Below are 20,249 nucleotides of genomic sequence, written 5' to 3'. Positions count from 1 at the left end.
CCACGACTAGAATAGCCGTCCATGGTTCTCTCGATTGTCAGATAGGCCCGCAGCTGCACCAGTGCGGACGAAAGGCAAATAGGCCGATGGTTTGTTGAGATCAAGGGAAAAATGGCGCTGACCGCACCAAAGACCTGCGGCGGGCTGCTGGCGTCTGCAGAAAATCGCAGCAAAAACAACGGGCCGCCGCAGGAGCGGCGGCCCGGTCTGGCGCGTCTTTTACCTTCCAGAGGGGATCAGAAGGCGTAGGAGGAGCCAAACATCAGACGGTGATTGGTGGAGCTTTCCTTGAAGGTGGTGGAGCCGAAGGACTGCTTCTTGTTGCTGCCCATCGTCAGCGTGTAGTCGGCGCGCAGGCGCATGTTGTCAGTCATGGCCATTTCCAGACCGCCACCGACCACCGGCCTTACGGCAACAGACTTCTTGTCCTTGAAGCCCTGCATCTGATGGGTGTGCTGCGTCAGGGCAACACCGGCCGACAGATAGGGCATGAACTGGCCCACCGGCATGCCGACGCGGCCCTTGATGTCCGCCGCCCAGGGCGAATGGGAGCGTACGCCGCTGAGCGCACCGGTTCCCGCCGCTGTCTTCTTGTTGCCGAGATAGGTGGCCGAACCTTCGACACCGGCGATGGCGCTGCCCATCTGCCAGTTGTAGCCGCCGAACAGACCAAAGGCCGCGTCCATCCGCGACGAGGATTTCTTGCCGCTGCCCTTGCTCCTGTCGGTATTACCGGACACACCGGCCTCAAGGCCCATGTAGCTGCCGGCAAACAACGGCTTTTTGCGCTCATGCGAGCTGACGTTCTCATAGTCCGGCAGGCTGCCGGGCATATCGGCGGCGAAGGCTGGCAATGCAGCCGAGCAGACAATCGCCGCGGCAAGGCCGCGCACTCCGGTGCGGGCGGCAGAGCGGTTCAGGGAAACAAAGGAAAAACGCATGGAGAGTTCTGCTCCGGTTGATCGCCGCAACGCCGGCAGTTTCACCGGCGGCGGAAGGGGGACTTCAATCATATCGCCTTCTGCGTGAAAAATTGCTGTTAGGCGATAATTTTTAGATGCTTAATTCTAATTTTTTTGTCAACAGCATTATTTTGGATTTTCGTTGGCAGGCGCCCCTAAAGACGGATCCAGCACAAGCCGCCGGGGCAGATCTCAGGGCATCCGGCACCCTCGTGTGCCGTTTCCGGCAGCGTTCTGTGGGGACCAGCAGCCAGAACTGCCGCGGTGAACAGTCCAATCGACAGAAGCGCAGCGGCGATGGCGCATAGAGCGCGGCGGCTGCAGGGGCGCTCGGTGGGAACAGCGGAAAGACTCATGGGGCTCTGCTCCAGGCGATCATCATCCGGCCGGCGGGCTGCCGGGTGGCAGTCGAATTCCCGGGCCAGGACTACGGATCAGATCAATTTTTTATCGTTATGCGATAATTTTCAAATGAATGAATTATATTTTTTTGTCAATCGCATTGTTTTCTCATTGCGGGGTGCCGGCATGGGCGGTACTACTGAACCCAGTAGCCCCTATCAGGACGTTTCCCATGGCATCCGGCATCTTTCATTCCCTGTTCAGGACCAGTGACGATCAGGCGCACCGCCTGCATCGCATCCAGTCTTTTTCCGGAGGCATGAAGTGGCTTCTGACCGGTCTCGCATCTATCACCGCCCTGTTCGGCCTGCTGGTCTGCGTGGTGCTGCTGGCACCGGGGCTGCTGGGATACGGCCCGGAGGAAACGGTCGATATCGGCGGCGTTTCACGCGTCATTCTTGAGATCAGCCTGCCTCAGCGCATCGGCATCACGCTGTTGCTGGTCATCCTCATTGAAGCTGTGCTGATGCTGCTGTGGAAGCTGCGCCAGCTCTTCGCCCGTCTTGCCGAGCTGGACTTTTTCTCAAGCCGCACCTTGTCCATTATCGTGCAGAGCGGCAGGTGGCTGCTCGTCCTCGGGGCGATGGATTTCGTTTTCGATCCAGTCAGTTCGGTGTTGATGACCTTTGACCTGCCGGAAGGCGAGAAACAGATTTCACTCTCGCTGGAAGCCGGGCAGATCCTGTTCCTGGTTCTGGGCGCGCTTGTGCTTCTGCTCGGATGGGTGATGCGCGAGGCTGCCCTCGCGCATGAAGAAAACCAGCAGTTCGTCTGAGGCTTCCGGTATGCCCATCATCATAGAACTCGACGTCATGCTCGCCCGCCGCAAGATGCGGTCAAAGGAACTGGCCGAGAAGATCGGTATCACCGAGCAGAACGTGTCCCTGCTCAAGTCCGGCAAGGTCAAGGGTGTCCGTTTCGAAACTCTGGAACGGATCTGCGAGGTGCTGGAATGTCAGCCCGGCGACATTCTGATCTACCGGAGCGGCGAGAGCTCAAGCTAGAGCACTTTCGGTGGCCCCGTTTTTATCGACAGTGCCCCCGCCGAGGGGGCTGAACAGGGAGCATCCGGACTTAAACCGCCTGGAAAAACAAAATCCCCCGGAGCGTGCCCGCCCCGGGGGATTTGTGCTTCAGTCTGCTCCTGTCCTCAGATGCTGAGGCAGAGGTATTTCATCTCGGTGTAGTCCTCGAGGCCGTAGCGGGAGCCCTCGCGGCCCTGGCCGGACTGTTTGATGCCGCCGAAGGGGGCGACTTCGGTGGAGATGAGGCCGGTGTTGATGCCGACCATGCCGTATTCCAGAGCCTCGGCGACGCGGAAGATCTTCGACACATCGCGCGAGTAGAAATAGGAGGCGAGGCCGAATTCCGTGTTGTTGGCCATGGCGATCACGTCCGCCTCGGTCTTGAAGCGGAAGAGCGGGGCGACGGGGCCGAAGGTCTCCTCACGGGCGATCTTCATGGCCGGCGTCACGTCCGTCAGCACCGTCGGTTCGAAGAACAGGCCGCCGCGCGTGTGGGCCTTGCCGCCCAGCATCACCTTGGCGCCCTTGGAGGTGGCGTCGGCGATGTGGTCGTTGACCTTGGCGAGGGCAGCATCGTCGATCAGCGGACCGGCATTCACCCCGTCCTCGAAACCGTCGCCCACCTTCATGGCCGAAACTTTGGCCGCCAGCTTTTCGGCGAAGGCGTCATAGACATCCGCATGCACATAGATGCGGTTGGCGCAGACGCAGGTCTGGCCGTTGTTGCGGTATTTCGAGACCATGGCGCCTTCGACGGCGGCATCCAGGTCGGCGTCCTCGAAGACGATGAAGGGCGCGTTGCCGCCCAGCTCCAGCCCCAGCTTCATGATGTTGTCCGCGCCCTGACGCATCAGGATGCGGCCAACCTCGGTGGAGCCGGTGAAGGTGAGCTTGCGCACCTTGGCGTTGCTGGTGAATTCCTGGCCGATGGCGGGCGCATCGGTGCCCAGGATCACGTTGTAGAGGCCGGCGGGCAGGCCCGCGCGCTCGGCCAGAACGGCGAGGGCAAGGGCGGACAGCGGCGTTTCGGCGGCAGGTTTGGAGACCATGGCGCAGCCAGCTGCCAGCGCCGGGGCAAGCTTGCGCGCCAGCATCGCATTGGGGAAGTTCCACGGGGTGATGGCCGCCACCACACCCACCGGCTGGCGGATGATGATGATGCGCTTGTCCGGCTGGTGGCCGGGGATGGTGTCGCCATAGACGCGCTTGGCCTCTTCGGCGAACCACTCCATGTAGGAGGCGCCATAGAGGATTTCGCCGCGCGCTTCGGCCAGCGGCTTGCCCATTTCCATGGTCAGGATGGTGGCAAGATCATCGGCGTTGGCGACCATCAGGTCGAAGAGCTTGCGCAGCACGGCCGCGCGGTCCTTGCCCGTGCGGGCCGCCCAGGCAACCTGCGCGGCATGGGCGGCGTCGATCGCCTGCGCGGTTTCCTCGCGGCCCATATCCGGCAGGGTGGCGATCACTTCGCCATTGGCCGGATTGGTGACCTCGAAGGTGGCGCCGCTTTCGCTGGCCGAGCGCCAGGAGCCGTTGATATAGGCCTTGTCCGTGACGAGCGAAGCGTCCTTCAGGCGGGACAGGAGAGAGGTGGAAATCGTCATGGTTCAGCCTTCCTTCGCGCCGAGAAGCGCGGCTTCGAGAATGTCCAGCGCCTCGCTGAACACATCATCGGGAATGGTGACGGGCGCAAGGAAACGGATGACGTTACCGTAGACGCCGCAGGTGAGAAGGATCAAGCCGCGCTCCAGCGCCTTCTCGCGCACCCTGTTGGTGAACTCCGGGTCCGGGGTCGAGGTTCCCGGAATGTTGAACTCCACCGCATTCATGAAGCCGGGGCCGCGCACATCGGCGATCTGCGGCACGCTGGCGGCAAGGCCGGAGAGGCGCTGCTTCAGCCTGTTGCCAAGGCTGAGGGCGCGCTCGCACAGGCCCTCTTCCTCGATCACTTCGAGCACGGCAAGACCTGCGGCAACGCCAATCGGGTTGCCGCCATAGGTGCCGCCAAGGCCGCCGGGGGCAGGGGCATCCATGATCTCGGCGCGGCCTGTAACGGCGGCAATCGGGAAACCGCCGCCAAGGCCCTTGGCCATGGTGGTGATGTCCGGCACGACGCCGTAATGCTCCATGGCGAAGAGTTTGCCGGTGCGGGCAAAGCCGGTCTGCACTTCGTCGGCAATCAGCAGGATGCCGTGCTTGCGGGCGATCTCCTGCAGCTTCTCCATGAAGGCGTGCGGCACTTCATAGAAGCCGCCTTCGCCCTGCACGGGCTCGACGATGAAGGCGGCAACGCGCGCCGGGTCCACGGCTGCCTTGAACAGCTTCTCGAGTACGGAGAGCGAATCCTCGATGGATACGCCATGCAGCTCGACGGGGAAGGGCACGTGGAACACGTCCGGCATCATGGCGCCGAAGCCGGCCTTGTAGGGCTGCACCTTGCCGGTCAGCGTCATGCCCATGAAGGTGCGGCCATGGAAGCCGCCGGTGAAGGCGATGACGGCGGGCCGGTTCGTGGCGGCGCGGGCAATCTTGACGGCATTTTCCACCGCCTCGGCGCCGGTGGTGACGAAGATGGTCTTCTTGGCAAAGTCGCCGGGCACGGCGGCATTCAGCTTTTCGGCCAGTGCCACATAGTTCTCGTAGGGCACGACCTGGTGGCAGGTGTGGGTGAAGCTGTCGAGCTGCGCCTTCACGGCCTCGATCACCTTGGGGTGCCGGTGGCCGGTGTTTACCACGGCGATGCCTGCGGCAAAGTCGATGTAGCGGCGGCCCTCCACATCCCAGATCTCGGCATTCTCGGCCTTGTGGGCATAGACCTGCGTCGTCACGCCGACGCCGCGCGAAATGGCAGCAGCCCGCCGGGCCGCGATCTGAGAATTCTGCATCTTCATCTCCAGACAGGGCGGACCTCGTGAAAAATGCCGGCCCGCATCACCGAAATAAAACTCTACATTTTTTCTGTAGAGTTGCAATCCCGCCTGTGCCACTTTTTATACCAAGGCTCTGAGATGCTGACGCATCACGCCTTGACAAGGCTCAGGCGCCGCACGGGCTTGATCAACTCTCGATGAGTCAAGCCCATCGAGAGTTGGTATGAGTGCCTTGAAGATTCGGAACAGCGGAGCGGCGCAAGGCCATGACAGAACCGGTGCGTTTCAAGATCGCCGAAGCGGCGCGCATGGCCGGTGTGTCCGCCTCCACGCTGCGGCTGTGGGAGAGCCAGGGCCTGATCGAGCCGCTGCGAACGGACAAGGGCCAGCGGCTCTACAGCGAGGCCCATGTGGAGCAGCTGAAGAAGATCAGCTGGCTGCGGCAGGAAAAGGGGATCAATCCGGCAGCCATCCGCGAGGGGCTGGCGGAAACAGTTGGCAAGCCATCCCGGCAGCGCAAGGCCGCCCGCCGTGCCGCTGTGCCGCAACTGGGGCCGAAGTTCCGCCATCTGCGGCGTGAGGCCGGGCAGACGCTCGGACAGGTCAGCGCGGCCATTGGCGTGTCGTCTTCCGTGCTGTCCACCTTCGAGCGCACCTCGCAGGGGTTGTCGTTGAAGGCGCTGCGCGATCTGGCCGGGCATTTCGGCACCACGCTGGCAGCTCTTACGGGCACTGAAGGCAACAGCACGGGCGAGTCACTGGTGCGCAGCGGCACCTGGGCCAGCTGGCCGCCGACGGCCTCCGGTGTGGTGGTGCAGGTGCTGGCGGAAGGGCCGTTCCAGATGGAGTGCCACCGCTTCGTGCTCGCCCCCGGCGCGTCGAGCGAAGGCGCCTATGCGCATGAGGGCGAGGAATTCGTCCATGTGCTGTCCGGGGCGCTGGAAATCATTCTGGAGCAGGACCGCTTCATCACCTTGCAGGCGGGCGATTCCTTCTATTTCGAAAGCCGCCGCCCGCATTCCTGGCGCAATCTCAGCGGCGGCGAAACCGTGCTCCTGTGGGTCAACACTCCGGCGTCGTTCTGATACCAGTTCTCGATGAGCTCGACTCATCGAGAACTGGTTAAGCCGGTGCGGCGCTTGAGCATTTTCAAGGCGTGATGCGTCAGCATCGAAAGCTTTGGTATGAGGCAGATCAATCAGCAGGGAGGCCGGGAGGGAGCGGCCAGTGCGGTGGTGGGTGGTGCCGCCCCCTCCCTTCCCGAACGGGTGTTACCGCCCGCCGGTCAGCATGCGGTAGCGGTACTGGTCCGCCACCACGGCAAGGATGAGCAGCCCGCCCAGCAGGACCATCTGCATGTAGGAGCCGATCTGCATGATGTTCATGCCGTTCTGCACCAGCACGATGAAAAAGGCGCCCAGCACCACATTCTCCACCCGGCCGATGCCGCCGCGCAGCGACACCCCGGCGATGACGCAGGCGGCGATGGATTCCATGGCAATCGTCCCGCCCAGATTGGTCTCGCCGCTTTCCACCCGGGCCGTCAGCAGGATGCCGGCAATGGAGGCAAGGGCGGCGCAGATGAGATAGGCGATGAAGAGCGTACGCGCCGTGTTGATGCCGGACAGCTGCGCCGCCTTGATGTTGCCGCCGATGGCATAGATGCGCGCGCCCGTGCGGGTGCGGTTCATCAGCACCCACATCACCGCAATGGCAACGAGTGCCACCAGCACCGGCACGGGAACGCCCGCCACCCGGCCGAAGCCGAAGAGGTCGCCGAACTCATAGGGCAGGTTGCCGACCGGAACGCCGCCGGTCAGAAACAGGGCGGCGCCCGCTCCGGCCGATTGAACGCCCAGCGTCATGATGAAGGGCGAGACGCCGAATTTTGCGACGCCAAAGCCGTTGACGGCACCAATGGCCAGCGCGGCAGCAAGGCCGGCGAGAAGGCCGGGCAGGATCACCAGCCAGCCGGCATCGGGGAAGATGCCGGCCAGATGCACCATCATCATGGCCGAGACCACGGATGTCATGGCGATGGCGGTGCCGACCGCAAGGTCAAAGCCGCCGGTGATGAGCACCGTCATCTGCCCCAGCGACACAAGGATCAGATAGACCGACTGGCGGGCGACGTTGGTCAGGTTGCCAAGCGTCAGGAACTGCGGCGAGGCGAGGGTGAAGATCACCACGGCAGCGGTCATGAACAGGGGCAGAACCCCGGTGCGCAGGAAGGTTTCCCGCGCAAGCGAGCCTGCGCGGCTGGGCAGCGTTCTGGCCGCCATGGGGGCGGTCCCGGCGTCGAGCGTCATGCGGCATGCCTTTCGTTGCTGAAGAAGGCGCGCAGAACCGCCTCTTCGGAAATCTGGGTCTGATCAAATTCGGCGGAGATGCGCCCTTGCGAGAAGACGATGAGCCGGTGGGCGAGGTGCATCACTTCATGCAGGTCGGAAGAGATGACGACGACCGCCTTTCCCGCTTCCGCCACCTGCTTGATGATGCGGTAGAGCGCGGCGCGGGTGCCCATGTCGACGCCGACGGTCGGCTCGTCGAAGATGTAGATCTCCCGGTCTTCGGCAAAGCCCTTGCCGAAGAGGATCTTCTGCTGGTTGCCGCCGGAGAGGCTGGAGACCATGCGGCCCATATAGGCATCCGCCAGATCCACCTTGCGGCCAATGCGGCCTGCCTCCGCCGACAGGCGGGAGGGGGAGAGCAGACCGGCGGTGCTGCGCATGTCCGCCCGGTCCATCAGCGCCAGTTTCAGGTTGTCGCGGGTGGTGGCGCCCAGCACCAGGCCTTCGCTCTTGCGGTCCGAGGGCAGGTAGAAGATGCCTTCGCGCAGCAGGCGGCGCACCGGCTGCCCCGTCACATCCCGGCCCTTCAGCCGCACCTCGCCCGCCTCGATGCGGTTGAGGCCCAGCATGGCGCGGAAGCAGCGGGACTTGCCCGAACCGACCAGCCCGGCGACACCGAGAACTTCGCCCTGCCGGATATCAAGATCCACCCCCTCGACACCCCAGGCATGAAGGCCGCGGATGGTGAGCACGGGTTCAGGCGCGGCGGCGCGGGTGATGGCCGGGTAGATCTCGTCCACCGGGCGGCCCGTCATCATCTCCACCAGCGCCTTTTCGCTGATGCCTTTGGCGTCCACCGTGCCGATCAGCCGCCCGTCGCGCAGCACGGTGATGCGGCTGGCGATGGCCTGAAATTCCTGGATGCGATGGGAGATGTAGACGACACCCACGCCTTCCGCCACGGCGGAGCGGATGAAGGCAAAGAGCCGTTCCGTCTCGCGCTCGGTCAGGGAGGCGGTGGGCTCGTCCAGAATGAGAATGCGCGCCTTGCGGTGCAACGCCTTGGCGATTTCGACCATCTGCTGCTCGGCGCGCGAGAGCGACAGCACCCGCCGGCTCACGTCCACATCGAAGCCGAGGCGGGTGAAGAGGGCGCGGGCCTCGCGCCGCATGGCGCGCCGGTCGATGAAGGGGCCGCGCCGGGGCTCATCGCCCAGATAGATGTTCTCGGCCACCGTCATGGTGGGCACGAGCGAAAATTCCTGAAACACCGCGCCGACACCGGCGGCCTGTGCATCGCGCACGCCTGCAAAATGCACCGGCTCCCCGTCAATGCGGATCTCTCCGGCGCTGGGCTGGTTTACCCCGGCCAGGATCGAGATGAGGGTGGACTTGCCCGCGCCGTTCTCGCCGAACAGCACATGCACTTCCCCCGCTTCCAGCGTGAAATTCACGCCATCAAGAGCTTTCACACCGGGATAATGCTTGGCAATCCCGGTCATCTCGACGAGCGGCTTCCGGTTCACGGACATCTGCCATTCTCCTTCAGGACTGTGCCTGTGGTGTCTTCCGGGCTGTTGCGGCAGTGGCGGAACCTGTTTCCCCGGCGGGGCTTCTCCGCCCCCCTCCCCCTCGTGGGGAGGGGTAAGGGGTGGGGGGAGAGCGTCTCCACCGGGTACAGAGACGAATGATCCCGAACACCTGTTAGCCCTCTGAAGAAAGTATCTATCTCTCAAATAGTTGCAGGCTCAGAGCCCCCCCACCCCTCACCCCTCCCCACCAGGGGGAGGGGGGCGGCTGGCGTCTTCCCGGAAAGCAAACGCGTCATTGCGGGCGGAGTTCGAACCTGATGTATAAATCCGCTGATCATTGAGGGGAGGTGAGGCGCTATGTCACCAATGGCGCCTCACCATCCGCATCACTCCACCGTAAACACCGGCTTGAAGCCGTCCGGGGGCAGGATGCTGGTCTTGGAGACGGTGGCGATGTTGTCCCCGTCCACGACGAAGATCTTCGGCCCGACGTGCTGGATCAGCTCCTTGCCTTCGAGGGCGCGGACGGCCTGGTCGATGGCGATGCGGCCCTGGATGACCATGGAGTCGGCGGGGGCGGCGGCGATGAAGCCGCGCTTGATGCCCTCATAGACGCCCGGCGTCATGTAGAAAGCGAGAAGGTCCACCTTGCCCTGCAGCCCGCGCTCGCGGATGAGGCCCTGTGCGGCTTCGGCGGTGACCGCGGTTCCGGCGATGTAGCGCACGTCCGGTTCGGCCTGCAGCACGTCCTCCACCAGCTTCAGCTGGGCTTCCTTGCCGGTGTCGCCATATTTGGGGTCCAGAATGGTGAGGCCGGAGTCCTTGACCGCCTCCATGAAGCCCTTGTTGGCCGCTTCCACCCAGCCGGCGCCCGCAGGACCGGGGAACCAGCCCACCTTCACCGGATCGCTGCCCTTCGGATGCTTGGCTGCAAGGTATTTCCCGGTCTCGAAGCCCATGGTGTAGAAGGAAACGAGGGACTTGGCCGTCAGCTTGGGCGAGGACATGCCGTTGACGACATCGATGACGGGAATGTTCTTCGCCGCCAGTTCCGAAACGAGGTTGTTGAGCCCGTCATAGGAGATGGCGCCGATCACCACCGCCTGCGCTCCGCCGGCGACGCAATCCTCGATCTGTGAGATCTGCTTGGCGAGCTCGGTGTAGCCGCCCGCTTCGACGAGCGTCATCTTGACGCCGAGATCCTTCGCCTGTTCGGCAACGCCATAGTCCACGCCCAGCCAGTAGGCATCCTTCATGTGCGGGAAGGAGACGCAGATCTTGTAAGGCTGGCTGGCCTTTTCGAGCGGCGTGTATTGCACGTCAGAGGGCGTGCCGTCCGCCGAGAAGGCAGGGGTGATCTCGGTGGCATCATAGGGATACCAGGTCTCCGCCAGAGACGGGGCCATCGAGGCAAGCAGGATCATTGAGGCCGAAAGCCCCTTGAAGGCAGTGCGTGTCATGTTGTCTTCCCCGGTTGAAAGGTTGCGTCTTGTTTTTGTTATGCGAAGTCAGAAAAGCGTCCTGATGCGGCCGATCAGCTCTGCCCGTTCCCTGCGGGCTTTCAGGGCGCCCTCCATGTCCACCTGGACAAAGCGGGTGGGGGTGTTCGGCTGCAGCTGGCCGATGAGGTCCATGTCCGCCGAAATCACCGTGCCCACCATGAAGTAGCCGCCGCCCGACACCGCATCGCGGTGCAGGATGATCGGCTCGCTGCCGCTGGGCACCTGAATGGAGCCATAGGGGTAGCAGCTGTCGACGATGTTGGACGGGTCCGAGCCTGCGCCGAAGGGCGGCTGGCGCGGTACGAAATCAAGCGGGCGTCCGCCGCGGAAGCGGTAGCCCATGCGGTCGGCCTCAGGTGCCACCTTCCACTCGTCGGCAAAGAAGGCTTGCTGCGCCTCTTCCGTGATACGGTGCCAGTAGAGCCCCGGCAGCACGCGCAGCTGTGCCGGGGTGCCCGGCTTGCGGCGCAGGTCTTCCGGAATGGTCCGCCCGTCCGTGCTGGCTCCGGCGTCTCCCACCGGCAGCTCGTCACCGGCGGCAATCGCCCGGCCGTTGAAGCCGCCGAGGGCGCCGATGGCATAGGTCGAGCGGCTGCCGAGCGCCAGCGGCACGTCGATGCCGCCCGACACGGCGATGCAGATGCGGGCGCCGGATTTCAGGAAGTCGAAGCTGAGCACCTGTCCGGCCTTGACTGCAAAGGCAGTCCAGCCGGGCCGGGCCTCGCCGTCGAGCTTCACCGGCATGTCCGCACCGGTGACGGCAACGGTCACATCGCGGGTGAACTCCAGCTTGGGGCCGATGAACACGGCCTCAAGACCGGCAGCGCCCTCGTCATTGCCCACCAGCAGGTTGGCCGCCCGCATGGCCAGCCGGTCCATGGCCCCGCCAATGGGAATGCCGAGATGGAAATATCCGGGGCGGCCGAGGTCCTGAACCGTTGTGGCAAGGCCGGGATGGAGAACCTTAATCGCCATAGAGGACGCCCTCCAGTTTCTGGTTGTAGCCGTCGATGTCCTTGCTGAATTCGGTGAGATCGAAGCTCACCTCGCGGACGGGCGGGGTGAAGTGCCCCTTGGCCACCTCTTCCACTGCCGTGTCATAGCCATCGCGGTCCACCGGCTTGAACTTGACGATGTCGCCCGGGCGGAAGAACACCATGAAGTCCTTGAGGTAGCTCGTCTCTTGCGCCGGGTCATAGATCGGCATGGGCGTGATGCCGAACATCTGGTAGCCGCCTGCGCCGCGCACCGAATAGATGCAGCCGAAGCAGCCGCCATGGCCCACGGTCAGCCGGGGCGTGTCCGTGCGCGGGCGCAGGTATTTCGGCACCTCGATCTGCCGCTGCCGCTCCACCATCTGATACATGAAGGGCAGGCCCGAGACGAAGCCGACCATGGAGACGAACCAGGGCGAGCCGGAATGGGCGGTGATGAAATCGCTCACCGTGTCATAGCCGTTGATCCGGGCGGCATAGTCGAGGTCGGTCCCTGTTGGGTCCTGATGGCGCTCGCGGAAACGCATCAGCGTCTCATGCGTCCAGGGATCGTTGTAGAACACCGGGATCTCGACGATGCGGGTGCGGATCACCGGTTCGGCTTTGGCAGCGGCGGCCTCGATGGCCTTCACCTCGCGCATGAGGTCGTCCGGATGGATCACGTCCGGATTGAACTTCACCTGAAACGAGGCATTGGCCGGGCAGATTTCCGTGACGCCGCTGATGCCCGCATCACGGATGCCATTGGTCATGGACAGGGACTGGAAGAAGGCATCGAGGGACATGTCCTCGCTGCATTCCACGAAGAGGTGCTCGTCACCGCCGAATGTGTAACGCATCGCCATTACGCAACCTCCTCAAGTCCAGCGCCCGGCTGGAAGCTCTCTTCGAGCCAGGGTTCCAGGAAACGTGTGTGAACGGCGCCCGTCTTCACGCTGTCATCGCGGCACAGGGCCAGATGCAGCGGCACGGTGGTGGCCAGCCCGCCGATCTTCAGGCCCTTGAGGGCCTGTTCCAGCCGGGCCATGCAGGCCGCCCGGTCCGTGCCGTGGACGATCAGCTTGCCGAGCAGGGAATCGTAGAAGGGCGGCACCGTGTAGCCCTCGTAGAGCATGGTGTCGAAGCGGATGCCCTCGCCCTCCGGTACGGTGAGGCTGGAGATCGTGCCGGGGCCGGGGACGAAGTTGCGGGCCGGGTCTTCCGCATTGATGCGGCATTCGATGGCATGGCCCGACAGGCGGATGTCCTCCTGCCGCAGGCTCAGCTTTCCACCGCCCGCAATGCGGATCATTTCCTGCACCAGATCCACGCCGGTGATCATTTCGGTCACCGGGTGTTCCACCTGAATGCGGGTGTTCACCTCGATGAAATAGAAGGCGCCTGCGTCCTCGTCATAGAGATATTCGACGGTGCCAGCGCCCTTGTAGCCGACGGATTTTGCGAGCGCGACAGCACTGGCGCACAGGGCATCGCGGATATCAGCCGGCAGGCTGCAGGAGGGTGCTTCCTCCCAGACCTTCTGGCGGCGGCGCTGCAATGAGCACTCCCGCTCGAACAGGTGGATGGCGTCCACCCCGTCGCCCAGGATCTGCACTTCCACATGCCGGGCGCGCTCGATCACCTTCTCGATATAGAGCCCGCCATCGCCGAAGGCGGCCTTGGCCTCGGCGGAAGCAAGCGGAAACTGACGCTCGAACTCTTCCATGCTGGCGGCAATGCGGATGCCGCGCCCGCCGCCGCCTGCTGCGGCTTTGATCATCACCGGAAAGCCGGTGCGGGCGGTGACGGCACGGGCGGCCTCGATATCCCCAATCAGCCCGTCGCTGCCCGGAACGGTGGGCACACCGGCAGCCGCAGCCACCTCGCGCGCCTTCACCTTGTCGCCAAGCAGGCTGATGGCTTCGGCGCTGGGGCCGATGAAGATCAGCCCCGCATCGGTGACGGCCTGCGCAAAGGCGGCATTCTCGGACAGGAAGCCGTACCCCGGATGGATCGCATCAACGCCGGCCTCCTTGGCGGCGGCCACCACACGCTCGATGTTGAGATAGGACTTGGCGGCAGACGGCGGGCCGATATCGACGGCTTCATCCGCAAGCTTCACCGCCAGCATGTCCGCATCGGCAGCGGAATGGACCTGCACGGTGCGCAGGCCCATGGCCTTGGCCGCCTTGACGATCCTGACGGCGATCTCGCCCCGGTTGGCCACAAGGAGGGAGCGGATCGTCATGTCTCGACCTCGGCCAGAACCTGCCCCGCCATCACCGGCTCGGCATCTTCCACGTGGAAGGTGATGTTGCTGCCGGACAAGCCTGCCGGGATCTCGTGGAAGGTCTTCATCACCTCGATGAGGCCGATCACATCCGCCTCGCCAACGCTGGCACCATCCTGCGCGAAGGGGGCCGCATCGGGGGAGGGCTTGCGGTAGAAGATGCCCGGAAGGGGCGATCTGATCTCGATCTTGCTCATGCGCTTCTCCGGAAGGTTTCTTTTGCGAGTTCAGAGACGGGAATGATCTTGATGCCGGCGGCCTTCAGGCCCTCGCGCATGGCCAGGCCGATCTCCTGCGCGCCCAGCGTGTCGGAATGGAAGCAGATGGATTCGAACGGCACCTTGATGTCGGTGCCGGTGACAGTCGTCACCACGCCTTCCTTGCAGGCGCGCACCACCTTGCGGGCAATGGCCTCCGGGTCGGGCCGTCCCACGTCGCGGGTGAAGACGATGGAGCCGCTGTCGTCATAGTCCCGGTCGGCATAGAACTCGCGGATCACCGGCTGGCCCGCCTCAAGCGCAGCGGTTTCGGTGGCCGAGCCCGACATGCAGAAGACAAAGGCGTTCGGCGCCACGGTCTGCATGTAGGTCATGAACAGTTGGGAAAGCTCGGTGTTGACCGCCATCTCCATGTAGAGCGCGCCATGCGGCTTCACATGCTGCAGGCTGGCACCATGGCGGCGGGCGAACTCGCGCAGTGCGCCGACCTGATAGATGATGTCGTTCAGCAGCTCGCGCGCCGTGCCGTCGATCCGGCGGCGGCCAAAGCCCTTGAGGTCGTTGTAGCCGGGATGCGCGCCGATGCCGACGCCATGCTCCACGGCCATGCGCACGGTGCGGTCCATCAGGTTGGGATCGCCTGCATGAAAGCCGGTGGCAATGTTGGCCGAGCTGATCAGGCCCATCAGCGCGGCATCCTCGGTATCGCCGATGCGCCAGCGGCCGAAGCCCTCTCCCAGATCACAATTGATGTCGACAGCTTCGAGTGCCAATGTCCGCCCTTTCACCGCCTGCCTGCGTTTTGAGCAGGAAGGTGGGGTGCCTCTGTTTTCGTCATAGATGACGCTAGGCGAAAAAAGAGCGTTTGAAAATTTTTATGTTTTGCGCTTCTCTATCTGAAAAGAAGAAGAGGCATGTCCACGCAGATGGGGAATTAGAGAATAAAAATCAACAAGATGCCGGATGATGAGCAGAAGTTGACAGCTCGTTGCTCAAGATGAAGGCGGTCTCATCTGAAAATCAGATGAGTTGTGATTGGAAAATACGGGAGGGGTACAATCATGTCGATCAGCCTGAGGCAGATCCGCTACTTTGTGGCGACGGCGGAGCAGGGGCAGGTGTCGCAGGCGGCCATTCATCTGTCGATTTCCCAGTCAGCCGTGACCACGGCGATCAAGGAACTGGAGCAGATTGTAGGCTCGCCACTGTTCGAGCGGGTGTCCCACGGCATGGAGCTGACGGAGGCCGGGCGGCAGTTTCTTTCCCACGCCTATGAGATCCTGCGCAAGGTGGAGGAGGCAACGCATCTGTCGCTGACGGGCAGCGAGCTGACCGGGCGGCTGACGGTGGCTGCCACCTACACGGTCATGGGCTATTTCCTGCCCCTGCATATCGAGCGGATCCGCCGCCGCCTGCCGGGGCTCGACATCCAGCTGCTGGAGATGAACCGGGAGTCCATCGAGGAGGGGCTGCTGACCAACCGGCATGACATTGCCGTGCTGCTGACCTCCAACATTCTCAATCCGGAACTGACCACGGAAAAGCTGATGAGTTCGGCCCGCCGCCTCTGGGTGCCGGGCCAGCACCGGTTGCTGTCCGCGCCTTCGGTCGGTCTCAGGGAAGTGGCGGAAGAGCCCTACATCATGCTGACGGTGGACGAGGCCTCGCACAGCTCGCTGAAATACTGGAGCCAGTCCGGCTATCAGCCGCACATCACCTTGCGCACCTCGTCGGTGGAAGCGGTGCGCTCGCTGGTCGCCAATGATCAGGGCGTCGCCATCCTCTCCGATATGGTGCACCGGCCCTGGTCGCTGGAGGGCCGCCGCATCGAGACCATCAACCTGCGCGATCCCGTGCCTTCCATGGATGTCGGCCTTGCCTGGCGCAAGAACGCCGAATTCACCCCCGCCATGGCCGCCATCCGCCGCTATTTCCGCCAGACTTTCCACCTGCCGGGGTGAGGGGCACCAGAAGGCTGGTAAGGGAGGTGTAAATTATAATTTACACCCCCGGCCGCTGGCACTATATTTCTCTCATGATCGAAGTCCGCCAGACAGCCGTCTTTCGCGGCTGGTTTGCTGAGTTGAAAGACTTGCGCGCCCGAAGCCGGATCGCCAGACGGATTGCCACCGTGCAAAGTGGTTTATTGGGCGATGTAAAATTCTTCGATGGCATAGGCGAGCTTCGTATCGATTATGGCCCGGGCTATCGCGTTTATTTCGTCCGCAAGGGTGCTGTGGTGATCATCCTGCTGTGCGGGGGAGACAAAGGCAGCCAGGCCCGCGATATCCGCAAGGCCAGGATGATGGCTGCGGATCTGGAGGAATGACCATGGCACTTGAAACCTTTCCGTTCGATGCCGCCGAGCACCTGACAGATCCAGTTGATCAGGCCGAGTTGCTGAACGAAGCCTTGGGAAGCGGAGATGCCGCCGCTATCGCTTCCGCCCTCGGGATCATTGCCCGGGCGCGCGGCATGACTGAAGTCGCCCGGGAGGCCGGTGTAACCCGTGTCGCGCTTTACAAGTCCCTGAGTGAAGAGGGAGACCCCCGCCTGACAACCTTGCTGGGAGTGATGCGGGCTTTGGGGATGAAGCTGTCTGCAGAGATTACGCCTGCTTCCTGACTTAAATTGCAGTCTTGGCCTCCGCCGTATCCTTGTAGCGGAACCGGCAGGCAGGCCAGATGAAGCCTGACTGCCGCACATGGCAGATTACCCGTCTTTGCGTGCAAGCCCGGTGATCACGTCAAAGGCCAGCATCACGTCATCGCGGGTGGTTTCGAACTGGCCGGCCTGGAAGCGCAGGACGAAGCGGCCGTCCACCAGCGTCTGGGTGAGGTAGATCCGCCCGTCCGCATTGATGGCCTCCAGCAGCGCCCGGTTGGCGGCCGCAATGGCCTCCTCATCGCCGGAGAGATGCGCCGGGCTGTAGCGGAAGGTGAAGAGCGACAGCATGGGCTCGGTGATGATCTCGAAATCCGGCTCACCGCCGAGTTTCTGTGCCAGCTCCACCGACCATGCCACGTGATTGCGGATCATTTCACGCAGGCCGGTGAGACCATGGGCGCGCATCAGGAACCAGAGTTTCAGCGCCCGGAAACGGCGGCCCAGCACCACGGACCATTCGGAATAGTTGGTGATTTCGTCCTGACCGGATGTCTTCAGATATTCCGGCCGGATGGCCAGCGCACGCACCTGCTGGGAAGGATCGCGCAGGAACTGCACCGTGCAATCGAACTGGGCGCCCAGCCACTTGTGCGGATTGATGACGATGCTGTCCGCGCCCTCAACGCCATCCCACAACTCGCGGAACTCCGGGCAGATCATGGCAGATCCCGCCCAGGCCGCATCCACATGCAGGTAGAGGTCTTCGCGGGCAGCGATCTCCGCCACGGCGCGGATATCGTCCCTGCCGCCGCAACCCGTGCCACCCACGCAGGCGATGATGCCGGCCGGCAGATATCCGGCCTCACGGTCGGCGGTGATGGCGGCTTGCAGCGCCTTCGGGTTCATCGCCCGCCCCGGCCCTTCGATGGGGATTCGCACCAGATTGTCCGCGCCAAGACCTGCAAACCACACCGCCCGGTCAATGGAGGTGTGCACCTCGCCCGAGCAATAGACCCTGAGGCGCGGCTGACCGGAGAGGCCTTCGCTGTTGCCGCGCCAGCCAAGGGCGCGCTCGCGCAGGGTCAGCACGGCGGCCAGCGTGGCGGAGGAGGCCGTATCCTGCAGCGTGCCGGAAAATTCTGCAGGAAGGCCAATCGCCTGACGGAACCAGTCCGTCACCCGGCCTTCCAGCTCGGTTGCCGCCGGTGAGGTTTGCCACAGCATGCATTGCGCGGCCATCGCGCTGACGAGATACTCGGCAACCACAGAGACCGGCGCGGCATTGGCCGGGAAATAGGCGAAGAAGCGCGGATGCTGCCAGTGGGTCATGCCGGGCAGGATATCGGCCTCGAAGCTCTGGAAGATCGCCTCCATGGCCTCCGGCTCTTCCGGCGGGCTGGCAGCAATGCGGGCGGCAATTTCGCCGGGGGCTGTCTGGGCCCGCACCGGACGATCCCTCAGGCCTGCCCTGTAGTCAGCACCCCAATCGGCTGCGCGCCGCGACCAGTGGCGGAATTCTTCGCCGTCCATTCCATCCTCCCCGGAAAGATTATTCGCGCATACTGTTATCTCCCGTCATTCCTGCCTGCAAGCTGCGCGCTTTCAGTTTGGCAACCAGCGGATGGCTTGCTAAAAGATGAGTTTACGAGTTAGGTATTAGCGCGCGAGGGACGGCTGCCGCCTGGCAGCTGCTGCCTGCAGGCTGATACGAAAACATGCAGCCCCTCAAGGCCGGTACGTGACGCATGTCTTGAGCTGGCCCTCCTGCCGCAGATGAATGAACGGGTCCATGTCACTCAGGGAAAGCGACAGCCGGTATGCTGCTTATCTGGCACATCGCAGTGCCCTGATCGACTATGGCACCCGGCTGCTGGGCTCGCGCGCCGATGCAGAGGATGTGGTGCAGGAAGCCTTCATCCGCTTTGTGCCGGAGAACAGCCCGCCTGCTTCCTCCCTCAGGGCCTATCTGTTCCGTATCGTGCGCAACCTTGCCTTTGACATCCGCCGCCGCCGCCAGCTGGAGACGCGCGAAGAGCCGGGCGATCTGCCGCATTGGACGAGGCCCCAGGATGTGCAGACGCCGGAAGAGGATGCGCTGTTCTGCGAGAACCTGCGGCGCATTTCGGACTATCTCGCCACACTGCCGCCGGAGGTGCGGACTTCGCTGGAAATGCACCGCTTTGGCGGCTACACGCTGGACGAGATCGGTGGCCACCTGGGCCTGTCCACCGCCACCGTGCACCGTCATGTCACCCGGACGCTGGCGGCTCTGGCTGCCCTGCTGGAGCCCGGCACGTGACTTTTTGGAGCGATTCTGAAAAATTCTTGCGGCTCGCTCGTCTTGGGGAGAGTAAGGGACATCCGGCACGGCAGAATTTGCCGCTGCGGAAAGAGACGCGCGCGACATGCCAGTGACACCGGCCGGAGACATCAAGGATCCTGCGCTGCTCGAAGCGGCGGCAGATTGGCTCGTGCGCCTGCGTGAGGCGCCAGAGGATGAGGTCCTGCAGCAGGCCTTTGAGGTCTGGCTGACGCAGACCCCTGCCCATGCGGCGGCCTGGGCCCGGATGAACCGGACCTGGGACCTGCTTGGCCATGCGGGCGCAGCATCAGCGGAAGAGCCTCTGGCCGGTTCCGTGCAACCCGTCACCCGCGAGCCCATCATCCACCAGTCTGTGGCGCCGTCCCGCCGTCCGGTCTCCGGCAGACATGCCGCAGGTCCGCGGCGCTGGCGGCGCTCGGTTCTGGCTGCAACAGCCGGAGCGATGGCGGCCTGCCTTGTCCTGCTGGCCGCGCCAACCCTTCTGCTGCGTCTTGAAGCCGATCATTACACCGCAGCAGGCGAGCAGCGGGGCGTGACGCTGGAGGATGGCACGCGGGTGACCCTCGCCGCTGCCAGTGCGATTGCCACGGGATTTACGCCGCAGGCCCGCAACGTCGAGCTGCTGTCAGGGGATGCCTATTTTGATGTGGTCAAGGACGCTGCCCGGCCCTTCACCGTGGGGACAGGGAATGTGCGCATCACGGTCCTCGGCACGTCCTTCGATGTGCGCGCCACCAGCGGCATGATCGATATAAGCCTGGCGGAGGGTTCGGTGCAGGCCGAGGTCAGCGCGGGCGGCAAGGTGCAACTGCGGACGCTGGTACCCGGCGAGATGCTGAGCATCGACCGGGCGACAGGACATCTCGTCATCCGCCAGATTGCGCCGGAAGATATCGGCTCCTGGCGGCAGGGGCGCCTCTATGTGGTGGATGCCACCGTCAGTTCCGTGCTGGAGGATATCGCCCGCTATCACTCTGCATGGATTCGTCTCACTGACGAGTCTTTGGGCCGCCAGCGTGTCACCGGCGTCTTCGATCTCAACGATCCGGACCGGGCCTTGCGTGCCCTTGTCGAGCCATTTGAGGGCGAAGTGGTGGCTGTTTCGCCCTATGTCCGGCTGATTTCCGGGCGCTGAAAAGAAATATGAGTTTTATTTTCAGATTTTTTCGTCCGGGATGCCGGAATCCTGAAAAATTTGACAGAGCCGTTCGTCTCTAGGGTCGGAAGCGCAGCACCGGGGAGGTCTGCGCCAG

20 protein-coding genes are annotated in these 20,249 nt (G+C 63.5%); 8 read left to right on the top strand and 12 right to left on the bottom strand.

Annotation, left to right across the window (positions count from 1 at the left end; all coding sequences use genetic code 11):
- Positions 1–236 precede the first annotated feature (236 nt).
- The gene (locus AC0CMF_RS21410) at positions 237–941 is read right to left on the bottom strand and encodes an outer membrane protein (protein ID WP_374630791.1); all 705 of its coding nucleotides are present in this window, start codon (positions 939–941) and stop codon (positions 237–239) included.
- Between the two features lie 496 nt (positions 942–1,437).
- On the opposite strand from AC0CMF_RS21410, the gene AC0CMF_RS21405 reads away from it, so the two are divergent.
- Both AC0CMF_RS21405 and AC0CMF_RS21400 read left to right on the top strand, forming a co-directional pair.
- Complete coding sequence (locus AC0CMF_RS21405; RefSeq protein ID WP_472482451.1) at positions 1,438–2,139, top strand: DUF2975 domain-containing protein; 702 nt, start codon at positions 1,438–1,440, stop codon at positions 2,137–2,139.
- A 10-nt stretch (positions 2,140–2,149) separates the two neighbouring features.
- Entirely contained in the window at positions 2,150–2,368 is a 219-nt protein-coding gene (locus tag AC0CMF_RS21400; RefSeq protein ID WP_050472167.1) for a helix-turn-helix domain-containing protein, read from the top strand.
- Positions 2,369–2,514: 146 nt separating this feature from the next.
- On the opposite strand, the gene AC0CMF_RS21395 is transcribed toward AC0CMF_RS21400, so the two are convergent.
- Positions 2,515–3,993 carry an NAD-dependent succinate-semialdehyde dehydrogenase gene (locus AC0CMF_RS21395; RefSeq protein ID WP_122519288.1) on the bottom strand — a complete coding sequence of 493 codons (1,479 nt, stop codon included), beginning with the start codon at positions 3,991–3,993 and terminating at the stop codon, positions 2,515–2,517.
- 3 nt (positions 3,994–3,996) lie between these two features.
- Positions 3,997–5,274 carry a 4-aminobutyrate--2-oxoglutarate transaminase gene (locus AC0CMF_RS21390; protein WP_374630796.1) on the bottom strand — a complete coding sequence of 426 codons (1,278 nt, stop codon included), beginning with the start codon at positions 5,272–5,274 and terminating at the stop codon, positions 3,997–3,999.
- A gap of 251 nt (positions 5,275–5,525) precedes the next feature.
- Here AC0CMF_RS21390 and AC0CMF_RS21385 point away from each other — a divergent pair, with 251 nt between their 5' ends.
- Positions 5,526–6,344 (top strand): MerR family transcriptional regulator, encoded by an 819-nt coding sequence (locus AC0CMF_RS21385; protein ID WP_186392157.1) that lies wholly within the window; start codon positions 5,526–5,528, stop codon positions 6,342–6,344.
- 186 nt (positions 6,345–6,530) lie between these two features.
- Here AC0CMF_RS21385 and AC0CMF_RS21380 read toward each other — a convergent pair whose 3' ends face one another.
- The 8 genes from AC0CMF_RS21380 to AC0CMF_RS21345 all read right to left on the bottom strand — a co-directional run bounded on the left by AC0CMF_RS21380 (position 6,531) and on the right by AC0CMF_RS21345 (position 14,839).
- A complete protein-coding gene (locus AC0CMF_RS21380) occupies positions 6,531–7,568 on the bottom strand; it encodes an ABC transporter permease (protein WP_208977311.1) in 1,038 nt (345 codons plus the stop codon).
- The gene (locus AC0CMF_RS21375; RefSeq protein WP_374630799.1) at positions 7,565–9,082 is read right to left on the bottom strand and encodes a sugar ABC transporter ATP-binding protein; all 1,518 of its coding nucleotides are present in this window, start codon (positions 9,080–9,082) and stop codon (positions 7,565–7,567) included. The genes AC0CMF_RS21380 and AC0CMF_RS21375 overlap by 4 nt, the downstream gene beginning before the upstream one ends.
- A gap of 386 nt (positions 9,083–9,468) precedes the next feature.
- Positions 9,469–10,542 (bottom strand): TMAO reductase system periplasmic protein TorT, encoded by a 1,074-nt coding sequence (torT, locus tag AC0CMF_RS21370; RefSeq protein ID WP_058897974.1) that lies wholly within the window; start codon positions 10,540–10,542, stop codon positions 9,469–9,471.
- Positions 10,543–10,590: 48 nt separating this feature from the next.
- Positions 10,591–11,559 (bottom strand): 5-oxoprolinase subunit C family protein, encoded by a 969-nt coding sequence (locus AC0CMF_RS21365; protein ID WP_374630209.1) that lies wholly within the window; start codon positions 11,557–11,559, stop codon positions 10,591–10,593.
- Positions 11,549–12,424 (bottom strand): 5-oxoprolinase subunit B family protein, encoded by an 876-nt coding sequence (locus tag AC0CMF_RS21360; protein WP_019963365.1) that lies wholly within the window; start codon positions 12,422–12,424, stop codon positions 11,549–11,551. Before AC0CMF_RS21360 ends, AC0CMF_RS21365 begins: the two co-directional genes overlap by 11 nt.
- Positions 12,424–13,806: an acetyl-CoA carboxylase biotin carboxylase subunit gene (locus AC0CMF_RS21355; protein WP_374630210.1), complete on the bottom strand. Its 1,383-nt coding sequence runs from the start codon at positions 13,804–13,806 to the stop codon at positions 12,424–12,426. The genes AC0CMF_RS21360 and AC0CMF_RS21355 overlap by 1 nt, the downstream gene beginning before the upstream one ends.
- Positions 13,803–14,045: an acetyl-CoA carboxylase gene (locus AC0CMF_RS21350; protein ID WP_123193540.1), complete on the bottom strand. Its 243-nt coding sequence runs from the start codon at positions 14,043–14,045 to the stop codon at positions 13,803–13,805. The genes AC0CMF_RS21355 and AC0CMF_RS21350 overlap by 4 nt, the downstream gene beginning before the upstream one ends.
- A complete protein-coding gene (locus AC0CMF_RS21345) occupies positions 14,042–14,839 on the bottom strand; it encodes a 5-oxoprolinase subunit PxpA (protein WP_019963362.1) in 798 nt (265 codons plus the stop codon). Before AC0CMF_RS21345 ends, AC0CMF_RS21350 begins: the two co-directional genes overlap by 4 nt.
- Positions 14,840–15,127: 288 nt before the next feature.
- On the opposite strand from AC0CMF_RS21345, the gene AC0CMF_RS21340 reads away from it, so the two are divergent.
- The 3 genes from AC0CMF_RS21340 (at position 15,128) to AC0CMF_RS21330 (ending at position 16,691) form a co-directional block, all read left to right on the top strand.
- Positions 15,128–16,027, top strand: coding sequence for a LysR family transcriptional regulator (locus tag AC0CMF_RS21340; protein WP_050472156.1), 900 nt, complete (start codon positions 15,128–15,130; stop codon positions 16,025–16,027).
- Between the two features lie 74 nt (positions 16,028–16,101).
- On the top strand, positions 16,102–16,395 hold the full coding sequence (locus AC0CMF_RS21335; protein ID WP_019963360.1) for a type II toxin-antitoxin system RelE/ParE family toxin: 294 nt from the start codon (positions 16,102–16,104) through the stop codon (positions 16,393–16,395).
- Between the two features lie 2 nt (positions 16,396–16,397).
- Entirely contained in the window at positions 16,398–16,691 is a 294-nt protein-coding gene (locus AC0CMF_RS21330) for an addiction module antidote protein (RefSeq protein WP_026355451.1), read from the top strand.
- Between the two features lie 87 nt (positions 16,692–16,778).
- On the opposite strand, the gene AC0CMF_RS21325 is transcribed toward AC0CMF_RS21330, so the two are convergent.
- Positions 16,779–18,203 carry a pyridoxal phosphate-dependent decarboxylase family protein gene (locus tag AC0CMF_RS21325; RefSeq protein ID WP_374630212.1) on the bottom strand — a complete coding sequence of 475 codons (1,425 nt, stop codon included), beginning with the start codon at positions 18,201–18,203 and terminating at the stop codon, positions 16,779–16,781.
- 259 nt (positions 18,204–18,462) lie between these two features.
- Between AC0CMF_RS21325 and AC0CMF_RS21320 the strand changes: the two genes are divergently transcribed.
- Both AC0CMF_RS21320 and AC0CMF_RS21315 read left to right on the top strand, forming a co-directional pair.
- Positions 18,463–18,972 (top strand): RNA polymerase sigma factor, encoded by a 510-nt coding sequence (locus AC0CMF_RS21320; protein ID WP_050472153.1) that lies wholly within the window; start codon positions 18,463–18,465, stop codon positions 18,970–18,972.
- Between the two features lie 106 nt (positions 18,973–19,078).
- A complete protein-coding gene (locus AC0CMF_RS21315) occupies positions 19,079–20,131 on the top strand; it encodes a FecR family protein (RefSeq protein ID WP_094462420.1) in 1,053 nt (350 codons plus the stop codon).
- Positions 20,132–20,249: the final 118 nt, after the last annotated feature.

The organism is Pannonibacter sp. CBAS1226, from assembly GCF_055685825.1.
The sequence above is the reverse complement of the archived record's forward strand: the minus strand, read 5'-3'. Positions and strand labels throughout refer to the sequence as shown.